Origin of the sequence: Crassaminicella profunda (genome assembly GCF_019884785.1) — a bacterium.
Taxonomy (GTDB): Bacteria; Bacillota; Clostridia; order Peptostreptococcales; family Thermotaleaceae; genus Crassaminicella; species Crassaminicella profunda.
The window spans coordinates 1,253,781-1,276,842 of the sequence record NZ_CP082326.1 but is presented as its reverse complement, the minus strand read 5'-3'; the positions used below and the strand labels follow the sequence as shown (position 1 = coordinate 1,276,842).

20 protein-coding genes are annotated in these 23,062 nt (G+C 29.9%); 3 read left to right on the top strand and 17 right to left on the bottom strand.

Going from position 1 to position 23,062, the window contains the following annotated elements; all coding sequences use genetic code 11:
• The first annotated feature begins 50 nt into the window (after positions 1–50).
• The gene (locus K7H06_RS05695) at positions 51–992 is read left to right on the top strand and encodes a stage II sporulation protein M (protein WP_223038921.1); all 942 of its coding nucleotides are present in this window, start codon (positions 51–53) and stop codon (positions 990–992) included.
• Here K7H06_RS05695 and K7H06_RS05690 read toward each other — a convergent pair.
• The 8 genes from K7H06_RS05690 to K7H06_RS05655 form a co-directional block, all read right to left on the bottom strand.
• Complete coding sequence (locus K7H06_RS05690; protein WP_223038920.1) at positions 985–2,295, bottom strand: DUF58 domain-containing protein; 1,311 nt, start codon at positions 2,293–2,295, stop codon at positions 985–987. The genes K7H06_RS05695 and K7H06_RS05690 overlap by 8 nt on opposite strands.
• Before the next feature lie 13 nt (positions 2,296–2,308).
• On the bottom strand, positions 2,309–3,262 hold the full coding sequence (locus tag K7H06_RS05685) for an AAA family ATPase (protein WP_223038919.1): 954 nt from the start codon (positions 3,260–3,262) through the stop codon (positions 2,309–2,311).
• Complete coding sequence (locus K7H06_RS05680) at positions 3,235–4,245, bottom strand: hypothetical protein (RefSeq protein WP_223038918.1); 1,011 nt, start codon at positions 4,243–4,245, stop codon at positions 3,235–3,237. Before K7H06_RS05680 ends, K7H06_RS05685 begins: the two co-directional genes overlap by 28 nt.
• On the bottom strand, positions 4,232–4,864 hold the full coding sequence (locus K7H06_RS05675) for a hypothetical protein (protein ID WP_223038917.1): 633 nt from the start codon (positions 4,862–4,864) through the stop codon (positions 4,232–4,234). The genes K7H06_RS05680 and K7H06_RS05675 overlap by 14 nt, the downstream gene beginning before the upstream one ends.
• 12 nt (positions 4,865–4,876) lie before the next feature.
• Entirely contained in the window at positions 4,877–5,848 is a 972-nt protein-coding gene (locus K7H06_RS05670; protein WP_223038916.1) for a glycerophosphoryl diester phosphodiesterase membrane domain-containing protein, read from the bottom strand.
• 201 nt (positions 5,849–6,049) lie between these two features.
• On the bottom strand, positions 6,050–6,748 hold the full coding sequence (locus tag K7H06_RS05665) for a 5'-methylthioadenosine/S-adenosylhomocysteine nucleosidase family protein (protein WP_223038915.1): 699 nt from the start codon (positions 6,746–6,748) through the stop codon (positions 6,050–6,052).
• Complete coding sequence (locus K7H06_RS05660; RefSeq protein WP_223038914.1) at positions 6,748–6,996, bottom strand: hypothetical protein; 249 nt, start codon at positions 6,994–6,996, stop codon at positions 6,748–6,750. Before K7H06_RS05660 ends, K7H06_RS05665 begins: the two co-directional genes overlap by 1 nt.
• Before the next feature lie 153 nt (positions 6,997–7,149).
• Positions 7,150–8,241: a GerAB/ArcD/ProY family transporter gene (locus K7H06_RS05655; protein ID WP_223038913.1), complete on the bottom strand. Its 1,092-nt coding sequence runs from the start codon at positions 8,239–8,241 to the stop codon at positions 7,150–7,152.
• A 319-nt stretch (positions 8,242–8,560) separates the two neighbouring features.
• Between K7H06_RS05655 and K7H06_RS05650 the strand changes: the two genes are divergently transcribed.
• Complete coding sequence (locus tag K7H06_RS05650; RefSeq protein WP_223038912.1) at positions 8,561–9,493, top strand: DMT family transporter; 933 nt, start codon at positions 8,561–8,563, stop codon at positions 9,491–9,493.
• 110 nt (positions 9,494–9,603) lie between these two features.
• Here the strand turns inward: K7H06_RS05650 and K7H06_RS05645 are convergent, their stop codons facing one another.
• Positions 9,604–11,136: a SulP family inorganic anion transporter gene (locus K7H06_RS05645; RefSeq protein ID WP_223038911.1), complete on the bottom strand. Its 1,533-nt coding sequence runs from the start codon at positions 11,134–11,136 to the stop codon at positions 9,604–9,606.
• Between the two features lie 414 nt (positions 11,137–11,550).
• Between K7H06_RS05645 and K7H06_RS05640 the strand changes: the two genes are divergently transcribed.
• On the top strand, positions 11,551–12,576 hold the full coding sequence (locus tag K7H06_RS05640; RefSeq protein ID WP_223038910.1) for a branched-chain amino acid aminotransferase: 1,026 nt from the start codon (positions 11,551–11,553) through the stop codon (positions 12,574–12,576).
• 39 nt (positions 12,577–12,615) lie between these two features.
• Here the strand turns inward: K7H06_RS05640 and pfkB are convergent, their stop codons facing one another.
• The 8 genes from pfkB to K7H06_RS05600 all read right to left on the bottom strand — a co-directional run bounded on the left by pfkB (position 12,616) and on the right by K7H06_RS05600 (position 22,929).
• On the bottom strand, positions 12,616–13,527 hold the full coding sequence (gene pfkB, locus K7H06_RS05635; RefSeq protein WP_223039951.1) for a 1-phosphofructokinase: 912 nt from the start codon (positions 13,525–13,527) through the stop codon (positions 12,616–12,618).
• A gap of 161 nt (positions 13,528–13,688) precedes the next feature.
• Complete coding sequence (locus K7H06_RS05630; protein ID WP_223038909.1) at positions 13,689–14,630, bottom strand: M15 family metallopeptidase; 942 nt, start codon at positions 14,628–14,630, stop codon at positions 13,689–13,691.
• A gap of 193 nt (positions 14,631–14,823) precedes the next feature.
• Entirely contained in the window at positions 14,824–16,086 is a 1,263-nt protein-coding gene (locus K7H06_RS05625) for a hypothetical protein (protein ID WP_223038908.1), read from the bottom strand.
• Between the two features lie 91 nt (positions 16,087–16,177).
• A complete protein-coding gene (locus K7H06_RS05620) occupies positions 16,178–18,481 on the bottom strand; it encodes an ATP-dependent Clp protease ATP-binding subunit (protein WP_223038907.1) in 2,304 nt (767 codons plus the stop codon).
• Between the two features lie 174 nt (positions 18,482–18,655).
• Complete coding sequence (speD, locus tag K7H06_RS05615) at positions 18,656–19,462, bottom strand: adenosylmethionine decarboxylase (protein WP_223039950.1); 807 nt, start codon at positions 19,460–19,462, stop codon at positions 18,656–18,658.
• Positions 19,463–19,746: 284 nt separating this feature from the next.
• On the bottom strand, positions 19,747–21,072 hold the full coding sequence (locus K7H06_RS05610) for a pyrimidine-nucleoside phosphorylase (protein WP_223038906.1): 1,326 nt from the start codon (positions 21,070–21,072) through the stop codon (positions 19,747–19,749).
• A gap of 52 nt (positions 21,073–21,124) precedes the next feature.
• Positions 21,125–21,793 (bottom strand): deoxyribose-phosphate aldolase, encoded by a 669-nt coding sequence (gene deoC / locus K7H06_RS05605; RefSeq protein ID WP_223038905.1) that lies wholly within the window; start codon positions 21,791–21,793, stop codon positions 21,125–21,127.
• A 113-nt stretch (positions 21,794–21,906) separates the two neighbouring features.
• Positions 21,907–22,929: a LacI family DNA-binding transcriptional regulator gene (locus tag K7H06_RS05600; protein WP_223038904.1), complete on the bottom strand. Its 1,023-nt coding sequence runs from the start codon at positions 22,927–22,929 to the stop codon at positions 21,907–21,909.
• Between the last annotated feature and the right edge of the window lie 133 nt (positions 22,930–23,062).

The window sequence follows — 23,062 nt, the reverse complement described above, 5'->3', positions numbered from 1 at the left end:
TCCTTTTTCCTTTACTTAAAATTTGTTACAATAGTATTGAGGTGAGTATATTGAAAGAAAATATTTTCATAGAAAAAAACAAAGTATATTGGGACGAACTTGAGAATCATGTCCATTTATTTAGTAAACATAATATCACAAACATTCCTTCAGAAAAAATCGAACGATTTTTATATCTTTTTCGTTCTGCTAGTCATCATTTAGCTTATGTAAGAACCCATTATCCACAATCAAAGCTTGAAAAATATCTTAACACTTTAGTTGGCCATGCCCATCAACATCTATATACAGTTCAAAAAAATCCTTGGGTTGACTTTAAAAATTATATAACAAAAAATTTTCCAAACTCATTAAGAAATCATCATCTTTTTATATTATCAAGCTTTCTTGTTTTTTTATTAGGTGCCATTATTAGTTTTATTATGGTCATTCAAGATTCTTCAAATAGTTACTATTTTTTACCTAAAGCCTTTCTTAATACGATTGATTATAGCTTTAAAAATCGAGAGTGGGATTATCCCCTTATGTCGAGTACAATTATGATTAACAACATTACAGTTAGTCTTAAAGCTTTTATCTTTGGTATATTTTTAGGGATTGGTACTATTTATATTCTTTTTGTCAATGGATGTCTTCTTGGGGCTTTAACTGGACTTGTATACTTAAATGGAGATTTAATAAAATATGCATCTCTCATTCTTCCCCATGGAATCATTGAGTTAACAGCTATTTTTATCGCTGGTGGAGCTGGTTTATTATTAGGCAAAGGATTACTAATTCCTGGTAAAACTAAGCGCTTAGATTGTTTAATCGAAAGTGGGAAAGAAGGAGCTCACTTATTATTAGGATGCATGTTATTACTTGTTGTTGCAGGCATCATTGAAGGCTTCTTTACCCCCCTTGCCATCTCACCAATAATCAAGCTATTATTTGCAAGTTTTACATTATTAGGACTTATCCTATATATGAAATTTTTCAAATCATCTATATAGATTCTTTGTTTTTTATTCTCATATATTCATTCACAGCTTTATAGATGATATCCTCTTTGTCACACTCAATACAGATTACCCCTTTTCTATTAAGGGCTTTGATGATTTTCTTTCTTTCATTTTTCATTTTATATCCGATGCCTTTTATAAAGGCATCTTTTTGATGAGTAACTTCAATATTAATAGCTTCATCTAGTTTTTCATCCTTTACTAAAAACATGACAACCTCATGTTTTTTAGTAATATATTCTAATCCCTTTTCTATATAATACACTTCTTGTAACGTATCCATATCTGTAAAAATACAGATTAAACTTCTTCTTTTTTCTTTACTACTAAGATAGAATAACACTTCATCGTAGTTAGATGTAAGTTTCGTTCCTTCTACATGATAAAGGGCTTCTAATATGCTGTTTCTATGATAATCCCCTTTAGAGGGTTTAATAAATGTATCTACCTTTGTATTAAATACCATAAGTCCAGATTGATCTTTATTGTAACAAACCACATCTGATAAGAATACCGATGCATTAATAGCCAAATCCAGCTTACTATATTCATTTACCCGATAGCTCATGGTTCTTCCTGTATCTAACAATATATATATATGTTTATTGTTTTCCGGTTCATACTGATTGACCATAAGCTTATTTTCTCTTGCTGTTTTCACCCAGTTAATCTTTCTGATATCATCGCCCCTTACATATTCTCTTAAACTTTCAAACTCTTTACCATCAGACTTTCTTTTAATAAGCTTATTGCCACTATGGATAAAATAATCTTTCTTCATCATCATATGATACTTTTTTAAATTTTTTAGACTAGGATATACTTTATATTCCTTATCATTTTTCACAAGCAAATCCTTCTTGATAAGACCTAATCTTCCTAATCGTCTAATATATATATCCTCAAGTAAAAATGCTCCTCTTTTATTAGGAATGATCCTAAAAGTAAATACACTGCTTGAATAAGGATTAATTCTTTCCAACAAGGAATCATTTTTGCAAAAAAAATCATTTGGAAATTCATGCAAAACTTCTATAGTAGCAGGTGTTTTCCCTTTATTGTATATTCGAATACTTACATTTTCTTCTTCCAATAAGGATAATTTATACTCACCCATTCTTTCTATTTCAAAAGTATTTTTTGTGGGTGTAATAAAATAATCGATTATGGTAAAAATGAGTAACACCGTATTGTATATAATAAAAATTTCAAAATATATGCCAAAAGGTATACTCATTCCTATAAAAACAGTCCCAATTAGCACCAATAGTATAAACTTTTTTGTAATAGTCACTTTTTCACCGCCCTTAACGGGGAACTTTCACATCAGATAAAATTTGATTGATTACATCATCTGTTTTAATTCCTTCTACATAAGCTTCTGGTTTTAAAATAATACGATGTCTTAATACCGGATAAGCAATTCTTTTAATATCCTCAGGAATAACGAAATCTCTTCCCATCAATAGGGCATTTGCTTTAGATGATTGCATTAATGCAATAGCCCCTCTTGGACTACTACCTATTTCTACAAAGGGAAGTTCCCTTGTTTTATGGATAATTTGTGCAATATACGCAATCAATGAATCTTCTACGCTAATTTCTGCTACTTCTCTTTGACATTCCAATAATTCTTCTCTACTTCCGATTACTTTGATTGCTACATTTTCAAGGGTTTTATCAAATCCTTCATGATACCTTTTGATCACTTCTATTTCCCCTTGTATAGAAGGATAGTCGATATAAATCTTCATAAAAAATCTGTCTAGTAAAGCTTCCGGGAGTGGATAAGTTCCTTCATATTCTACTGGGTTTTGTGTAGCAAAAACCATAAAAGGTTCCTCTAATTTATATTCCACTCCATCAATAGTCACCCTTCCTTCTTCCATGGTCTCAAGGAGACCTGCTTGAGTCTTTGGCGGCGTTCTATTAATTTCATCTCCTAATAATAGATTTGTAAAAATAGGTCCTTTGATAAACTCAAACTCTCTTTCCTTTGTGTTATAGATTCTAGCGCCTGTAATATCTGACGGCATCAAATCTGGTGTAAACTGCACACGATTAAACCCTATTCCCATTGTCTTTGCTAGTGATTTAATCAATAGAGTTTTGCCAAGGCCCGGTACCCCCTCTAACAATACATGCCCCTTTGTTAATAAGGCTATAAGAATCAAATCTATAACTTCTTCCTGCTCAACAATAACCTTACTCAGTTCATTTTTTATGCCCTTAATCAATTCCTTTGTTTTAATCTCTTCCAACCCTCTTCTCTCCTTTTTGCTAGCATTTGTGTCAATTCATCCAAATCTTTTATAATGTTTATAAAATGTTTTTGATTGTTCATTGGTGTTTGAACATGAAATACCCTTAAAGCTTTTTCTTTATAAGGTATACTATACTTTTCCCATAAATCGATCACTTCTTCTTTTTTTACTCTTCTTTTAAAAGTTTTATTCAATTCATTTTGAAACTCCATAAAAAATGCATTATACACAGTAGTCATATTTCCTCCCTTTTCATAAAGGTTGGCAGCAGCATATAAATATTCATTTTCCTTTCTTTCGATTTCAGTTATAATTCTTTTAGCTTTTCCAAATCTCTTTCCTAAATAAACAATACACCCTACTAACACAAATATTAATTGAAAAAGTATGACTTTTACATAAAAAGGAAGATTTCGATATAAAGAAGGCGTCTCTCCTCTTATAAATCGATAATATTCATTAAAAAATATATCCCCTTTAAAACGATCTATACATTTTAAAATAAAATAAGCCCCTTCTTTGTCTTTTAATAAAGTTTCATTCGTAATGAGTTTAATATCTCCAATGACTACCTTTCCTTTTCCTAATGCATATACATATGCTTTTTCCTCATATTGGTCTAAAAGAGTAGAATATTTATATTCTTTATGTCGATCTGTTAAATAGATTAGTTTTCCACCTTTTTTAATAAAATCTTCAGCTTCCTCTAACTTAAAAGATAAGGGCTGGTTATTTTCAGTAACTATATAAATCCCTTCAGAAGATTGATTTAAAAAGGGAGATGCATCCATAGTTACAGAATAACCTAAAGTTTTTAATGTGTCATAATAAATAGATACCCCTTCTTTTGATGTATTTAAAACCAAAGATTCATTGTTTTTATTTGCCTTTCCTATGGTTTGATCAATAATATTAAAAGAATTTACTAAGTAGATGATAATCACTAAAACTACAATGCCTATAATATTACGCTTTTTCATGATAATTTTTGACCTCCATAAAAAGGTTATTGATTTGATCTTTGTACCAAATAAATTTCTCCTTTTCAATCTCTTTATTCCCATACCAAATATATTGAAAATAATCTCCTATATTTTTAAAAAGATAAACCCCACTAAATTCTTTATCCTTTAACACCTTTATGATTTCTCTATTCGTTTTTGAATCATCCAAAAAACATAAAGATTTTTCATTCATGCTCACAAGAATACTAATAAAATGAAGTCTAGTAGCATCTTTATAGTTTTTTTCTTGCTCACATTGGATGGCCTTTTTATATAAGCTTTCATAAGTTGTTTCTTCATCAATGGTTTCTCCATAAATAACTTTCTTATTTTCAGCTATATACTTATTTTGTCTTACTAAATAAAAAATAAGGACACCTATTAGAAGAATCACTATAATAATAAAAGTATTTTGAGTTGTATTTGTATTAATACTTGAATGAGTATCCCCTTTTGTAAATATCTTTTCTAGAAGTTTACCTAATTTTTCCCAAAACTTCTTAAAGATACTTTCTCTTTCCTTTAGATGCATATATTTAGCACTGTCTATAATTTGATTAACAGCTTCCTCAAATGTTTCCTTTGGCAATCTCACTTTTTTACTCCTTTATTCCTTACTTAAATTAATAGGTTTCATATTTATTGGCTCTTTTTTTACCTTAAGTGTTTCAATCATATTGTGTATTTTAAAACCTTCTTTTTTATACTTCATATTTACATAATAAAGGGTCCACATAATGGGTCCAACAGGTCCTAATAATATTCCTACTATGATATTGATAAAAGGTTGTGCTAATTGTACATACATCATAATCTGTGATATAAGAGAATCTCCTCCATTTATTTTCCCTAGTGCAAAATATAATAGGGTACAAATCCCTCCAATTCCTGCATAAATAGATACTTTAATCCCCCATTCAAACATCACAATGCTCATTACACGAAAAGTATTTTTTAGGACTTCTCCTTTTGCAAATTTTATACTTTTTTTTATGGATTTAAAACCCTTCTCCTTATCAAATATAGCAATATGAAGGGAATAGAATAAATAACTTCCAATAACAGCCCCAATGAAAGCATAAATGAGTATATTCATCATAATTCCAAAAAAAGTTAATTCCTTTAATTGATTAGCAAAAACTGTAATCGTCGCAGTTGTAACACCCATAACCCCCATGATAATCACAATAGGTAACAAACAAATAGCCAATGCTGTAGTCACTCTAATACATGGCATAAAACTTGAAAAAGCCCTTCCTACTGCTTCAAAAGCATCTACATTTTCTCCATTTACATATCCATAGGTTATATGAAAAGCCCCTGCTTTACCCATACACGAAACTGTAACCATTCCTATAAACATAATTGTACAAAAACAAATAAATCCAAATGTTCCATCCAATGTAATAAAAGATACCATAGGTATTAATAACAATCCTCCTGCAAATACTATCAGCATCACTGCAATAGCAAACATGATTTGATATCCTATTAAGCTCTTTAACTTCTTTTTATACACTTCCATAGATAAATCTAAAACTTTTGCATCTGTTATTTTTTCATTAAACCATTCTTTCATGATCCCCCTCCTTATCTGTTCATATAATTTTAACATATTCTGTATATTATTGTAATATCATTTATATTTTAACATTCTTTCTCATTCATCATCCTTCATATAAATACTTTTTATAGATGAAATTATCCTTATCTACAATTTTTTGTTTTCTTCAAATTATAAAAAAGCCTTCTTCTAAAGAAGACTTTTTTATAATTTATCTTATGCTATAGATATATAAATCCAATCTGGCAAATAACTAACTAATTCTTTCATAACCTTCCTTGCATTTGCTTCAAAAACACCCGTTTGTTCATAGGCTTCTCCTCCTGATTTTCCTACTAAATCTGATACCCCTCGAAGTATAAGAAGTCTTTTATTATTTCTTTTAGCTACCCAAGCAATAGCTCCAGATTCCCAATCACCTACAATTACCCCAAATTTTTTATTAAGGTCTTCTACTTCATTAGGCTGAAGATCTCTATCCGCAGTAGCAATTGATGTTCTTTTTACTTTCTGTGGATACTCTCCCTGCATCCAGGATAAGTCTATATCCGTACTAAAATGCTCAATAGCCTCAAAAGCATCATCCATTTCTTCAATAATATCATAAACAATCGTTCTATCCACTAAAACAGTAGTTCCTCTTTCTACTAGTCCTTCAAAGCCTCCGCATGTTCCCATATTAATAATACTATCTGGTTGCCACTGATCTATCACATATTGAGTAGAAGCAGCCGCAGATATTTTGCCCCATCCTCCATGAAAAAAAATGATTGGTTCTATATCTTCTCCAATAGCCATTTCTGTTTGAAACCATTTTCCATAGGGTGAATCCTGAAGATGAACATTCTTAAAAATTTCACATATTATTTTCCATTCTGTCCTAGCTGAAATGATCACCACTACTCTCCCATCCATCATTTTAATCTCCTCTCTTTCTCACTATTAAGGCTAATACATTTACTTATATATGTTGGGTCAAGTTTATCAAACCATATATAATATTTATTCAATCCTCTCTTCCCTAAAATAGATATATGCTTCAGATCATATGTACTTATTATCATGCCATCTTGTGCTCCATGAAAAACTAATCTATAAGATTCTATTCCCGTCACATCATAAGTAGAAGTTATCCCTCTACCTGCTTCTCTATCCTTTACCATATAAAACCATTTTTTTAATTTCTATATACCTTCACAATTTTCCTCCTTTATCATAAGATACTTTTATTATAAAAAAACACCCCTTTTAAACATAGGAGTGATTTATATATCCTTATTACAATAAATATTTAGCAACCTATTCAAGAAGGTTTCTTAAATTTTCTTATCATATTTCTTTATTTTTGTCATTACAAATAATATAGTTGGAATCACTCCTGCAGCTACAAATCCCATATATCCTATATACTTATAAAATTCCTCTACTTGACCAATTGTTTTAGGAATTCTTGATACAAAAAAAGACAAAATGATCAGAATAAATGAAAGAAGGTTAAAAGAAATCTTCTTACAATATTTATGCATCAAAAAAGTAGCCCCATATGCCCATATGGTAACTGTACAAAATATAGCCATCAACCAAATGCCTATTACAACACCATCTAATCTCCTTAAAAATTGAAAAGCTGAAATTTCCGTACTTCGCACTGCTGTCAATAATGCACCTTTATAATGTATAACCGAATCTCCTAAAATAGCTATACAGGCTTCCACTTCAAGTATATAAAGAATTCCTATAAAGATTATCATAAAAATGGTATATTTAAATATTTTTTTATTATTTATGTTTCTATCAAAAGGGATAATACTAATTAATTCCATCCCCATTAATGGTCCTATTGTCACTGAAGTTGCTTTAAAATATGTTATGATGTCTTCTGTAACAAAGAGTGGTTTTAAATTGATTAATTTTCCTTCAGTGAATAAAGATAAAATGATGATTAAAAATCCTATAATAATAATTCCTCCATATATTTCACAAATCCTAGCAATAACTCCTAATCCTTTTATTACTGCATAATATGAAACAAAAAGAATAAGTAAACTTAATGCCCACACAGGTGTTTTCAATAATACAGTAAGCTTAACGAATTCACTAACAATTCTTGTTACAATGGTAAATGCTAAAAAATAATATACAATGTATATACTAACAAATATGAACCCTATATATTTTCCAGTTAATATCTCACTATATTCATCTATTGTTTTATTTTCATGTACATATCCAAGGTATGTAACTATATATGTAAAAAAAACAGCTATTGTTATTGCAATACATAAAGCAAACCATCCTCCTGTTCCTGTTTTTTCTACAATATTTTTAGTAAGAGGCATAATACCATATCCTACGATTACACCAAAAATTATAAATGCAATTTGCCTATTTGTAAGGTATTCTTTCAATACTTATTACCTCCTCATAAGCATATCTTTTCCACATATAAATGATTTTACCCAAATATTTAAATTTTCCATCCATCACCTCCTCTTGACAAATAATTTTATTTTCACTATACTAATTTTAGTCATTCAATATTCATATTTTTTATACTGATTTTCGGCTTGCCACCGTTACAAGGTGAATACGAATTTTCATTCGTAGAACAGGGTGATAACACGATACTTATTTCGTCCCTTAGATAAATTTTCTAATTTATCTAAGGGGCGTTTTTATTTTTTTGTTCTATTTATAATCTTTAAAATATTTGAGGAGGTAATACAAATGAATGATTCAAAAAAAATTAAGGAAGGCTATTTATTAGTTGCCATCTGCGCAGCATGTTGGGGAATGATGGCCATACTTACAAGAAAACTAAGCGAATTAGGTTTTGATGATCTATCTATATCAGCCCTTAGACCAACAGTGGCAATACTTTTTTATGTAACCTATAATCTAATTAAAGATCCAAAATGCTTTAAGACTGATTTTAAAAGTATCTTATTTTTTATGTTCTATGGAATTGTTGCACTGGATGGTATGTTTATTTCTTTTACCTATGCAGTAAAATATACTAGTATTGCAACTGCTTCTGTTTTATTATTTACAAATCCGATTTTTGTAATGATCATGTCCTACTTTATATTCAAAGAAAAATTTACATTACAAACAACTCTTGCTCTTATTTTATCAATCGTTGGATGTTTCTTGATTTCCAAAGGATATGATCCTGAATCATTAAAATTTGACAATTTGTTTGGAATAGGAATGGGCGTGTTATCAGGTTTTACCGTTGCACTTCAAAATATTTTAGGTAAGCTTGGTGCAAAAAAATATTCTCCTAAAACGCTTTTAGTATATTCTTTTATATTTGCTTCAATTTTTTTATGGTTCTTTAGATCTCCCGTATCATTAATGGAGCAAACTAACAATTTAACATCTATTTTTTACATCATCGCAATAGGTTTTATAGCAACAGTAATTCCTAATGGATTATTTATAAAAGCATTGCAATATGTTGAATCTGGTAAAGCAAGTATTATATGTAGTATCGAACCCATCATTGCAGCCATATTAGGATATCTTATTTACAAAGAAACTCTAGAAATGCCTCAGATTATTGGAATGGCTTCCATCTTATTTGCAGTAGTATTGATTCAGATTAAAGATAAAATAACAACTAAAAAAAGAAATAAACAATCACTTTCTTGTTCTTAACATCAGCATGATTATATTTTATAACTAAATCTTTTACTTTTTCATATATATCTAAAAAGCACCCATTCCGATACATAGAAATGGGTGCTTTTGTAATGATCAATTTAAAATTATCCTAATTCATTCAACGCAACATGATACTTTGGATCTTCAATAATATTCACTTCAACAATTTCTTTTGCATCTTTAATAAACGCATAACATTCTGTGCTTAAATGTTTTAGATGAAGTTTTTTATCTAAATTTTTATATTTTTCTGTTAATGTATTGATACTTTCAATCCCTGTATGGTCAAAAACTCGTGCATGCATAAAATCTATCACAATATCTTCTGGGTCATTTTTAATATCAAATGATTCTACAAAATTACGGGAAGACCCAAAAAATACAGCGCCTCTTATTTGATACACTTTAGTACCATTTTCTTCTATATACGTATTCACATCAATTCTTTTTCCTTTTTCCCAAGCAAATACTAAAGAGGATACAATTACTCCTACGCCTACTGCAATAGCCAAATCTTCAAATACAGTAACCACGGAAACCAATACAATAACAAAAGCATCTGCCTTTGGAATATTTCTCATAATTCTAAAACTTGCCCATTCAAATGTTGCAATAACTACCATAAACATTACTCCTGTTAGGGCTGCTAAAGGGATTTTTTCTATCAAATTTGCTCCAAACAGTATAAACCCTAATAAAAATAGTGATGCTGAAATTCCAGATAACCTTCTACGTCCTCCAGAATTAATATTGATCATACTCTGTCCAATCATAGCACAGCCACCCATTCCACCAAAAAAACCTGTTATGATATTGGCAAGACCTTGTCCCATACATTCTTTATTACTTCTACCTCTTGTATCTGTAATTTCATCAACTAGTGTTAAGGTCATAAGAGATTCAATCAATCCTACTGCAGCAAAAATGACTGCATAAGGAAATATAATTCTTAGAGTTTCTAAATTTATAGGTACATTAGGTATATGAAACTGAGGAAGTCCTCCTCCAACACGAGCAATATCTCCAACAGTTCTTGTATCTAAATCTAAAGTATTTGCAAGTACCGATACTACAATAATTGCAAATAAGGATGCTGGTATTGCTTTTGTTAATTTAGGCAAAAAGTAAGTAATCATCATAGTCAATGCTACTAATCCTACCATGATCCAAAGGGATGAACCCGTCATCCAATGTAGTGTTCCATCAGTAGAAGCTACTTTAAATTGATTTAATTGAGCTAAAAAAATCACAATAGCCAATCCATTTACAAAGCCTAACATAACAGGGTGTGGAATAATTCTTACAAATTTACCCAACTTCAATATTCCTACTAATATTTGTATAATCCCCATTACAACTACTGCTGCAAATAAGTATTCTACTCCATGTTGTGCTACAAGTGCTACCATAACAACTGCAAGTCCCCCTGTAGCTCCAGAAATCATTCCTGGTCTTCCCCCCAAAATAGAAGTGATGAGTCCCACTAAAAAAGCTGCATATAATCCTACCAATGGCTTAACTCCTGCAACCAAAGCAAAGGCCACAGCTTCTGGCACTAATGCCAAAGCTACTGTAAGTCCTGATAAAATTTCGTTTTTTACATTCATTTTTTCAACATTTTCTTGATTAAATAACATACATTCCCTCCAATTCTTATATTGTCACGAAAAACAATAGTATCATATAATCTACATAAAATCTATACTAAACTTATATAAATTGATAAAGAAAAAATCACCCATTCACATATAAATATAAATGAGTGATTCTACCTTTGTACTATTCTATTTAATACTAAATCTTTTTATTTAATAAATGATAAAAATTATTTTCAAATATTTTACATGAAATCCAAGCTTATATAATGATTGTAAAAATATCTATATATCTTATGAATTAAGTAATATATCTTTATTTATTATGCTATAATAATCATGTATATTGTTTTTTATTCACCTAGAAAAGTATATTTTCTCCAACTTACTTTTCTTAGATTTATTATATTTTCAATCATAATTTTCAAAAATTTCATTTTTTAGAGGAGGGGTACTATGAGTAAAGCAGTAAATATTGATTGGAACAACCTAGGATTTAGCTATATTAAAACAGATTTACGTTATGTTTCAAGATGGAAAGATGGTAAATGGGATGAAGGAGAATTAGTTGAAGATAATAAACTTTCTATCAGTGAAGCTTCCACAGCCCTTCATTATGGACAACAATGTTTTGAAGGATTAAAAGCCTATCGTACAAAAAGTGGTAAAATTCAACTTTTCAGACCAGATCGAAATGCAAATCGTTTAAACGATAGCTGTAGCCGTGTTTTAATGCCTGAAATACCAGTAGAAAAATTTATAGATGCTTGTATTCAAGTTGTCAAAGCTAATGAACACTATGTTCCACCCTATGGAACTGGAGGAACCCTTTATCTTAGACCATTTGTTATCGGTGTTGGGGATAATATCGGTGTAAAACCAGCTCCTGAGTACATATTCTGCGTATTTTGCCTTCCTGTAGGTCCTTATTTTAAGGGCGGCATGAGTCCTGTAAACTTTATTGTTTCAGAATATGACAGAGCAGCACCATACGGAACAGGAGCAGCAAAGGTAGGTGGTAATTATGCAGGAAGCCTTTATCCTCATGAATTAGCTGCTAAAAAAGGTTTTGCTGATTGTATTTATCTTGATCCAATGACTCATACAAAAATAGAAGAAGTTGGAGCAGCTAATTTCTTTGGTATTACTAAGGATAATAAATTTATAACACCAAAATCACCATCTATTCTTCCTAGTATTACAAAATATTCATTACTATATCTTGCAAAAGAATATCTAAAAATGGAAGTAGAAGAAAGAGATGTTCTTATCGATAACTTAGATGAATTTAAAGAAACAGGTGCATGCGGAACTGCAGCTGTTATCACTCCTATTGGTGGTATAGAATATAAAGGAGAACTTCATGTATTCCATAGTGAAACAGAAGTTGGTCCTGTTACAAAAAAACTTTATGATACCCTTTATGGCATTCAATTTGGGGATGTAGAAGCACCAGAAGGATGGATTGTAGAAGTTAAATAAAAATGAAGCTTGCCAAACGCTTGGCAAGCTTCATTTAATTTATATTTTATTTATTTTTACTTGATCTAATAAACGCTCAACATCTTCACTTTTACATAGATCCAGTGAAAAAGCTGTGGCACTACCAGAAGCAATTCCCCATTTGAAAGCTTCCTCCATATCTGCCTTTTGTAAATAACTAGCAATAAATCCTGCGATCAAAGAATCTCCTGCTCCTACAGAGTTTTTCACAACCCCTTTTGGCACAGACCCATCATATATGCCTTCATTACATATAAGCAAAGCTCCATCTTCTGCCATTGAAACGATTACATTTTTTGCACCCATCTCCCTAAGTTTTTTTGCATAAAAAACTATTTCTTCTTTTGTATTTATTTCAGCATCAAATAATTCTTTTAGTTCCTCTTTATTTGGTTTTATTAAAAAAGGATTATTCTTTAACGTAGCAATCAGAGCTTCTCCTGCTGTATCAATCACAACTTTTACTTTATTAGTTTTACATCTTGCTTGTAGTTTTGAATAAATGTCTCTTGATAAGCTTTTTTGAATATTTCCTGCAAGTACAAGATAATCCTTGCTGGTTAATTTATTTATTTTTTTTAATAATGTCTTTATATTTTCTTCTGTAATAGGAGGACCTGCTCCATTGATCTCCGTTTCTTCATGAGATTTAAGCTTTATATTGATTCTTGTATCTTCTTTTACCGTTATAAAATCCGTCTCAATTCCTTCATCTTCTAAATATTTTTTAATATACTCCCCTGTAAAGCCTCCTATAAACCCTAATGCTTTGCTATTAATATTCATATTTTTCAAAACCCTTGATACATTAATACCCTTTCCTCCAGGATATTTGTAACCCTTATTAACTCTATTTACTTTTCCTAATTGAAAACCTTCTACTTGCACTACATAATCTATAGATGGATTGAATGTTACTGTGTAGACCATTATTTTTCCACAACCTTTGTTCATGATTTCACTTTTGCCTCAACAATATAAGCATTGATCTCCTTTTCCATAAGTAACTCAATATATTTAGATCCATTTGTAACTACTACAATGTCTTTTTTATCTCAATATGAAAAATCAAGTTAAATGATTTAACAGAATCACTCTTCACTTAATACTTTATCAATTAATTGAATATATGTTTTTACATTTGTATCCATAGGAGATATACCATTATACCATGGTTTATTAATATTAGGTTTACGTGAAAAATATCTAGCCTTCAAAATTAACTCTGGTCGATATTCAAAGTGAAGAATATCAAAATGTGCCCATTTTCCCCCCCAAATAAAATTATTTTTTTCAAATAGTCTTACAATTTCTCGAGGATAAGCATTTAATCTTTTTTCTCCTTCCTCACGAGATGTCCACTTCCAATAATCTCTTTTATCCCTTCTAAGATCAATAGCTGTTCCAAAAGAATGAGGACTCAGCCGATTGGTCCCTGCAATCAAACGATAATTAAATGTCCCGCTAGCAGGAACTATAAAAGCATATAACTTTGGATTCTTTTCTGCTAAACTTACAATTTCTTTCATCGTCAGTTTTAAAGATTTTGCTGCTTTATTATTTGTATTAAATGGATAATTTTTATAACCAATTCTTACATTTTTAAGATTTGATTCAATCTCATGCTTAGATTTCCCATATACTTCTTTTAATAAAGGATAAACTCTAATTCGACCAGGATCACAATTCTTATCCATTAAGCCATGAATATCTAAAAGAGGATATATTTCTTCCATCATATCCTGTAAATCTGGATCATCAAGTTTTTGTTGATAATTCTTTAACTTTTTATCATCATAAATAATTTTCGCCCCTGATTTTATAACAATATAAACTTTATTATCTTCCTTTTCTATATCAATAATATTCTCAGGATAAGCCATCATCAAGCATAATAAGTCTCTCTTCATCGTTATCTCATATGCATTTATTTGTGGTTCATTAGCCATGAAATTTTTCAAAAAATTTTTTTGACTACATCCATTCATAACCAATAAACACAAAATTATAAAAAAAGGTATTCGTTTTTTCATGAAATCATTCCATCCCTTTACAATATATTTATTTACATCTTTTTACTTTTATTGATCTTGATAAACTTATTATGTGTATATCCAATAGATTTTAATAACTTTCTAAAGGTTCTTATATACTTCATTTCTTATTTATGTATCTATTTTTTGTTCATAAACAATAAAAAATCCTCCATCATAAGATTAAGGATTTTTAATATTCTCTAATGTCTCTGGTTATATACTTTTGTTTTCCTGTATTTGCATCAAATATGATTGCATACATTTTATCATTTATATTTATTTGGACTTCATATTCTAATTTTGAGTTTCTATTTCTTATCAAAATACATTTTTTCACATTAAGTTTCTTATCTAATTTTGAAAGGATTTCTTCTTTTTTTAGCTTAGGCTTTTTGATATTCTTTAGAGGTAACATATTTTCCATTCTAAAGGACCCAAAATCTCCATTTCCCTTAATATTTAACTCAAATTGTTTTGTCTCATCGTATAAATCATCAATTTTTCTTATATAAGAGTAAGTTATATCACATATTCTATAATCACAATAATCTACATCTCTTTTATAATTTATATAGTGTCCATCATCCATTTTTTCAAAAATATCTTTTGCTATAGTATCAATCGTTTTTTCACTTTTTACCTTTTTATCTACAATCCAACTCGATAAATCAATATCTACTATATTGTACTTTTTATTATAAGTAAAACTATATCTATTACTAAACTCATCAACATTTCTAAAAAAACTATTAAAATAATATGTATCTGGTTCGAATTGACTTTTCTCATCATAAACGATTTTAAAATCATAAGGAAACACCTTATCTACAATCTCTTGAGTCAATTTTATTGCCTCATGAACACTAATGCTTTCATATTTTTCTTTTTTTAAAGGATTTCTTAAAAATGCATATTTTTCACTCTTTAATAGAGTATCTACTTTTTCAGAAAAATTCATATAGTTCTTTCCTTTATAAAAAAGTTTTTTTGTAGCATCATATTCAATTTCTTCATTCAAAGCAATTACCTTTTTATTAAAATCATATAATATCATTAAATATTTTTTTTCATCATCTGTTATGATATTATCTTCTATAATATTTTTTATATATTCTCTTGTATCCTTCAAATAAAAATCTATATAATCATCTTTTACATCTTTATTATTTTTATTAAATATATAACGATTTGCCTCTTCTAATGCAAAAACAGTGTACTTTCCTAAATATAACTTATTATAAATTTCTTCATAATTTTTTTCACTTGTAAGTAGTAGCTCTGCAATATTTTCATTATATGCCCCCAAATACCATTTAAAGTTTCTATAACTTTTATATAAAGATGTATTTATATCATGTTTCATATCCATATAATCTGGGAAAGCATACTGTGCTAATAGTATCACTACTATATAAAAAATAATATTCATTATCTTTTTTATTTTCTTTTTCATCTGTCCATCCCCCTATATATTGTCTATTTTATTCTACCATATTTTACAAAATAAGAACCAGTCTAAAAATGACTTAGACTGGTTTTTATTTTTATTTATCTAGTATATTTTTCACAACAGACTTAACTGCTACAGCTTCATCTTTTAGTTCTATTTCTACATTTGAACCTTCTTTTATTTTTCCTAATAGATATTTTTCAGCAATTTCATCTTCTATATATTTTTGAATAGTTCTTCTTAAAGGTCTTGCTCCGTATTTTTCATCATATCCCTTTTCTAGAATGAAGTCTTTTACTTCATCTGAAACTTCTATCATTATTTCTTTTTCTTTTGCTTCCTCCATTACTTCTTTTAGCATAAGGTCTATAATCTTTCGTAGTTCATCTTTGGATAGATGCGTAAATATAATAGTCTCATCTACTCTATTTAAAAATTCTGGTCTAAAGGTTTCTCTTAACGCATCCTTTACACGATTTTCTAAAGCATTGTAAGTACTTTTTGCAAAACCAATGCTATTTGATTTAAAATTAGTCCCTGCATTAGAGGTCATAACAATAACCGTATTCTCAAAGAAAACTGTTCTTCCTTGACTGTCTGTCAATCTTCCATCTTCAAGAATTTGAAGAAGCATATTGAATACATCTGTATGTGCCTTCTCTATTTCATCTAAAAGAATAACAGAATACGGTTTTCTTCTTACCTTCTCCGTAAGCTGTCCTCCCTGATCATATCCTACATATCCTGGAGGCGCTCCGATTAATTTAGAAACTGTATGTTTTTCCATGTATTCAGACATATCAATACGAATCATGGCTTCTTCGCTTCCAAAAAGCTCAAAGGCTAGTGTTTTTACAAGCTCTGTTTTTCCTACTCCAGTAGGTCCTACGAAAATAAATGAAGCAGGCTTTTTCTTCTTTCTAAATCCTGAGCGATTACGACGTATGGCTTTTGATAAACTTGTTACAGCTTCATGCTGCCCTATAACTCTTTGATGTAATCTTTCTTCTAAATTTAAAAGTTTCTTAGCTTCTTCTTCTGTAATTCTTTGTACAGGAATTTTTGTCCAAGCTTCAATAACGAAAGCAATATCTTCTATGGTAATTTCTGACTGACAATTGTCTTTTATCTTATTGATTTTTTCTTGTATTTTAAATTCTTTCATCTTACACTCTGCTGCTTTTTCAAAATCATTATCAATGGCTGCTTTTTCTTTTTCCTCTTTTATTTTATTGATTTCCTCTTTTAAATCCTCTATCTCTATAAGTCCTTGATTTTTTAAGTTTGCCCGTGAACCAGCTTCATCAATTACGTCAATAGCTTTATCTGGAAGAAATCGATCTGTAATATATTTTTCAGATAAATTAGCAGCGGCTACAATAGCTTCTTTGGATATTTTTACTTTATGATAATCTTCATAATAATCTTTTATTCCTTCTAATATTTCTATGGTCTCATCAATCGTAGGCTCTTCTACTAAAACAGGTTGGAATCTTCTTTCAAGAGCTGCATCCTTTTCTATATGTTTTCTATATTCTTCAAGAGTTGTTGCTCCAACAACTTGTATATCTCCTCTTGCAAGGGCTGGCTTTAGAATATTTGCTGCATTCATAACCCCACCATGTACTTCTCCAGCACCCATAATATTATGGACTTCATCAATGACTAAAATCACGTTTCCGCATTCCGTTGCTTCTTTTATGATGGATTTCATACGTCCTTCAAACTGTCCTCTAAATTGAGTACCTGCTACAACAGCTGTTAAATCAAGAAGATATATTTCGTGATGGAATAATTTTGATGGAACTTGTTTATTAACAATTCGAACTGCTAATCCCTCTGCAATAGCAGTTTTTCCAACTCCTGGTTCTCCAATCAATATAGGATTATTTTTTGTTCTTCTATTTAATATTTGTACTACTCGATCAATTTCTCTATTTCTTCCGATAATTTTATCTACTTCGTCATTCTTAGCTTTTTCTGTCAAGTTCGTCCCATACTGTTCTAAAAATTTCTTCTTTTTTCTAGATTTTTTATTTTTTTTATCATCTTTTACTTCTTCCTTGGTTTTTGAAGTGGGTTCATTTATTTCTGTTTCAGATTCTTGATGATCCTCATCTTTCATAAAGGGAAATGCTCCTTCAGCAAGATTTTCTAAGAAATTCTCATCTTCTAATCCATCCATATCCATACCTTGGAACATGTCTTTCATTTGCTCCGTTAAATTTTCAATATCTTCTGGATTCATCCCCGCTTGTTTCATCAATTGATCTACAACAGGAATCCCCATCTTTTTTGCACATTCTATGCATAAACCTTTAATCTCAGTTTTTCCATTTTCAACTTGTGTCGTAAATACTACAGCTATGTTTTTCTTGCAAACAGAACACATCTTCATATATATCATCTCCATCTTTGTGTTATAAAAATCCTACTTCATTCAGTGGGAGCTTTTCTTATCAACGCTTAACAAATGCAATTGCTGTGATTACAGTATAACATATTCCCTAATTATTAAAAATGAGCTTAGAGAATAATTCTCTAAACCCATGAAATTTTTTTCATGTAAATCTTAAGCTTCTGAAACATTTATTCCATAAAATATTTCTGTCATTTCTCCATCTAATTTATGAATAATTTCTTCTTTTTCTTCTACACTTAAATCTTTTTCATTTTTTTCAAACAAATAATCATCAAGCTTAAATTCCTTTAGTTTCATCTTTGTATGAAATATATTAGATTGATAAATATTCATATCGATTAAACTATATCTTTGGATTGTTTCTTTGGCAATAAAATTTTGTATAGAGTTAATATCATGATCTATAAAATGCTTTTTACCATCTATATCTCTCGTAAAACCTCTCACTCTATAATCTATGGTAATAATATCTGAATCAAAACTACCTATTAAATAATTTAAAGCTTTGAGAGGAGAAATTTCCCCACAAGTAGCCACATCAATATCTACCCTAAATGTACTTATATCATTTTGTGGATGACTTTCAGGATAAGTATGAACAGTTACATGACTTTTATCTAAGTGTCCAACAATATTTTCACGGATTGGTGTTAATATTCCTCTATTACAAGAAGGGTCTAATACATATAAAGGCACTTCTTCTTCTGAAATCAATAATGTTACACTTGCTCCTTGGGGATCATAGTCTTGTTTCGCAACATTTAAAACACTTGCCCCTATGATTTCTGTAACATCTGTCAATATTTTTGTTAATCTTTCAGAATTATACTGTTCATCAATATATTCAATATATCTTTTTTGATCCTCTTCAGTTTTTGTATAACAAATATCATAAATATTAAAACTTAATGATTTTGTTAGATTATTAAAACCATATAATTTTATCTTGTTTGTAATATTTTTTGCCAATTACCATTCCTCATTTCTATTTAAATTCTAAGAAAAATTATATATTGTATTATCATAATGTTCAATATAATTTTTATAAAAAAATGATAATTTTTTTATTAAATAAATTTATTAATCATATACTATAATACCCTAAAAATAAATATTTTTTCAATATATAAAAATATCTATTTTTTGTTATTTATTTACATTTACTTTCCTTAACATAATATTTTCTTTAACAAATTAAAAAATGTGATAGACGTATCTTCATCTACCACATTTTTCCCTTTTTAAAACTTGTTTATACCATTCTTTGAAACGATTCCTTTAATTAATGTTTTTACTTCAATCTTTTCTTTGACTATTTCATATGCATCTGCAATCATATCCATAGCTATTTTTTCTTTCTCCTTATTATTGGCGTGAATAGTCGCAATGGCTTCTCCTTTTTTTACAAAATCTCCAATCTTCTTTTGAAGAACAATTCCTACCGATAAATCTATTTCACTTATCTTTGTTTCACGGCCTGCACCAAGTACTAAAGCTGCTCTTCCTATATCATCAGCCTTTATCCCTTTTACATAGCCATCTACATTCGCTAATACTGGCTCTATAATACTTGCAGTAGGTAGTAAGGATGGATTGTCAACAACCTCTGGATTTCCACCTTGTGCTTTCACAAGTTCTTTAAGCTTCGTGATTCCATCCCCTGATGCAATAATATCCTCAAGTATTTTTCTCGCTTCTTCAACAGTACTCGCTCTTTCTCCTAAAACAAGCATATGTGATCCTAAAACTAAACAAAGCTCTGTAAGATCTTTTGGACCTTTTCCTTTTAATGTATCAATGGCCTCTTTTACCTCTAACACATTTCCAACAGCAAACCCTAGGGGTTGATCCATATCTGTTATTACACCAATTGTATTTCTACCAATATGTGTTCCTATATCTACCATTTCTTTTGCTAATGAAAAAGCATCCTCTTCTTTTTTCATAAAAGCACCACTACCCGTTTTTACATCAAGTACAATTGCATCAGCTCCTGATGCAATCTTTTTACTCATAATACTACTTGCAATCAAAGACATATTATCAACTGTTGCAGTAACATCGCGAAGAGCATACAACTTTTTATCTGCTGGTGCTAAATTCGCAGTTTGTCCCCCTATGGCAATTTTCTTTTCATTTACATTTTTTATAAACTTTTCAACAGACATATCTACTGAAAACCCTTCAAAAGACTCTAATTTATCAATAGTTCCTCCTGTATGCCCAAGACCTCTACCTGACATTTTTGCAACAGGTGCTCCAGCTGCAGCAACAATAGGACCCAAGATTAATGTAGTCGTATCACCCACACCACCCGTACTATGTTTATCAACTTTCACCCCTTCAATAGCTGATAAATCAATGATTTCTCCACTATCTACCATGGCCTTTGTTAAATCAGCAGTTTCTCGTTTATTCATTTTTTGAAAATATATGGCCATCATTAAGGCTGAAACTTGATAATCAGGAATTTCTCCTTTTGTATACCCTTGTATAAAATAGTTAATTTCTTTAGTTGTTAGTTCTTCATCATTTCTTTTTTTCATAATCAAATCATACATTCTCATTATTATCACCTCATAATTTGCAAATGTTTTCCTTATCCCTAAATGCTAGATATTAATATCCAGCACTTTCATCTTTCTTTCCTTCAACAATAGCAATAGAAGCACTAGCTCCTATACGACTAGCTCCTGCTTTTATAACTAATTCTGCATCTTCTCTCGTTCTTACACCACCAGAAGCCTTAACCCCCAAATCAGGTCCTACTGTTTTTCTCATCAATGCTACATCTTCTACAGTTGCTCCACCTGTTGAAAAACCTGTTGAAGTTTTTACAAAATCAGCTCCAGCTTCCTTTGAAATTTCACACACCTTTACTTTTTCTTCCTCAGTTAGAAGACAAGTTTCTATAATTACTTTTACAAGAGCTTTACCTTTTGCTGCATCTACTACTGCTTTTATATCTTCTTTTACTACATCATATTTTTGGCTCTTTAATGCACCTACATTGATTACCATATCAATTTCTTGTGCTCCATTTTCAATGGCTTGCTTTGTTTCAAAGGCTTTTACTTCCTTTGTTGTAGCCCCTAGTGGAAAGCCTACAACGACACATGTTTTTACATTTGTTCCTTCTAATTCATCTCTTACGAGGGAAGTATAGTATGCATTTACACATACAGAAGCAAATCCATATTCTCTTGCTTCAGCACAAACTTTTTTGATTTGTTCCTCTGTAGATTGTGGTTTTAATAAGGTGTGATCAATATATTCTTGCATTTTCATTTTAATCCTCTCCTTTTATTATTTAATATTTAAATTTTTATAAGCCTTCTCAAAATCATGTGAGCGGTTACACATCTTTGTAATTTGAGATGTGAATGATTCATCATTCACATCTATTTTTCAACATATTTTTCTGACCCATTTAATATAATCTCTGGTAAAAGGGTCATTCTTCTTATTTCTTTATTTTTTTCATCATTTAGACGATCTATAAGCATTTTCATTCCTTTTCTTCCTAATTCTAAGGTAGGCCCATTAATACAGCTAATATTCATTCCTATGATATTTAGAACTTCTAACTTATCAAATCCGATAATTGCTATATCTTGTGGGACATTAATTTTTTCCTCATAAAATGCTTTGATACATCCTAAAATCATCATATTACTACTTACAAAAATAGCAGTAGGTGGATCTTCCATTTTTAATATTTCCTTTGTTATCTCATAAGCATGTTCATACTTATATTCTCCATAAAAAATATATCGTTCTTCTAAAGGAATATTATTCATAGCTAATGCTTTTTTATATCCAATAAATCTTTCTTTGGCAGGTCTTGAGTCCATCTGTCCATTGATGATTGCTATTTTTTTATGTCCTTCTTTAATGAGTGATTCTGTTCCATCATAAGCACCTTTTATATGGTCAATGAAAACGCCACTGAAGTTTTCATATTTCACATGTCCATCTATTAAAATAACAGGTATTCCGAACTTTTCAAGTGTCCCTAAATATTCACGGTTTTCTTTTTCTTTAGAAAAAGTAGGTGTAATGAGAATACCTTGAATTCTTTGCTCTTTTAAAAGCTGTAGAGCTTTTAATTCCTTTTCTACATTATCATCTGTATTAAATAAAATAATATTCAAATTGTGATCATCTGCTACTTGACTGACTCCCTTTATAATTTCTCCAAAAAACGGGTCATTGATTTCAGGAACAATTACACCTATTGTATTTGTTTTTCTTGTAGATAAACTCCTTGCAATAGCACTAGGTGTATAGTTTAATTCTTTTATTGCTTTTAAAACCTTTTGTCTTGTTTCATCTTTTACATATCCTGAATCATTTAAAACTCTCGATACAGTTGCACGAGATACTCCTGATTCCTTAGCAATATCATTGATTGTAATAGGCATTTTTGTTCCTCCCTATATGCCCCATAAAACAGGTAGCAAATCAAACCGTGTTACCGGTTTCATATTTATTATAAATGAAATTTCGATAAATTTCAATTCCTCAAATGAATTTCTATATATATATTCCCCCTCT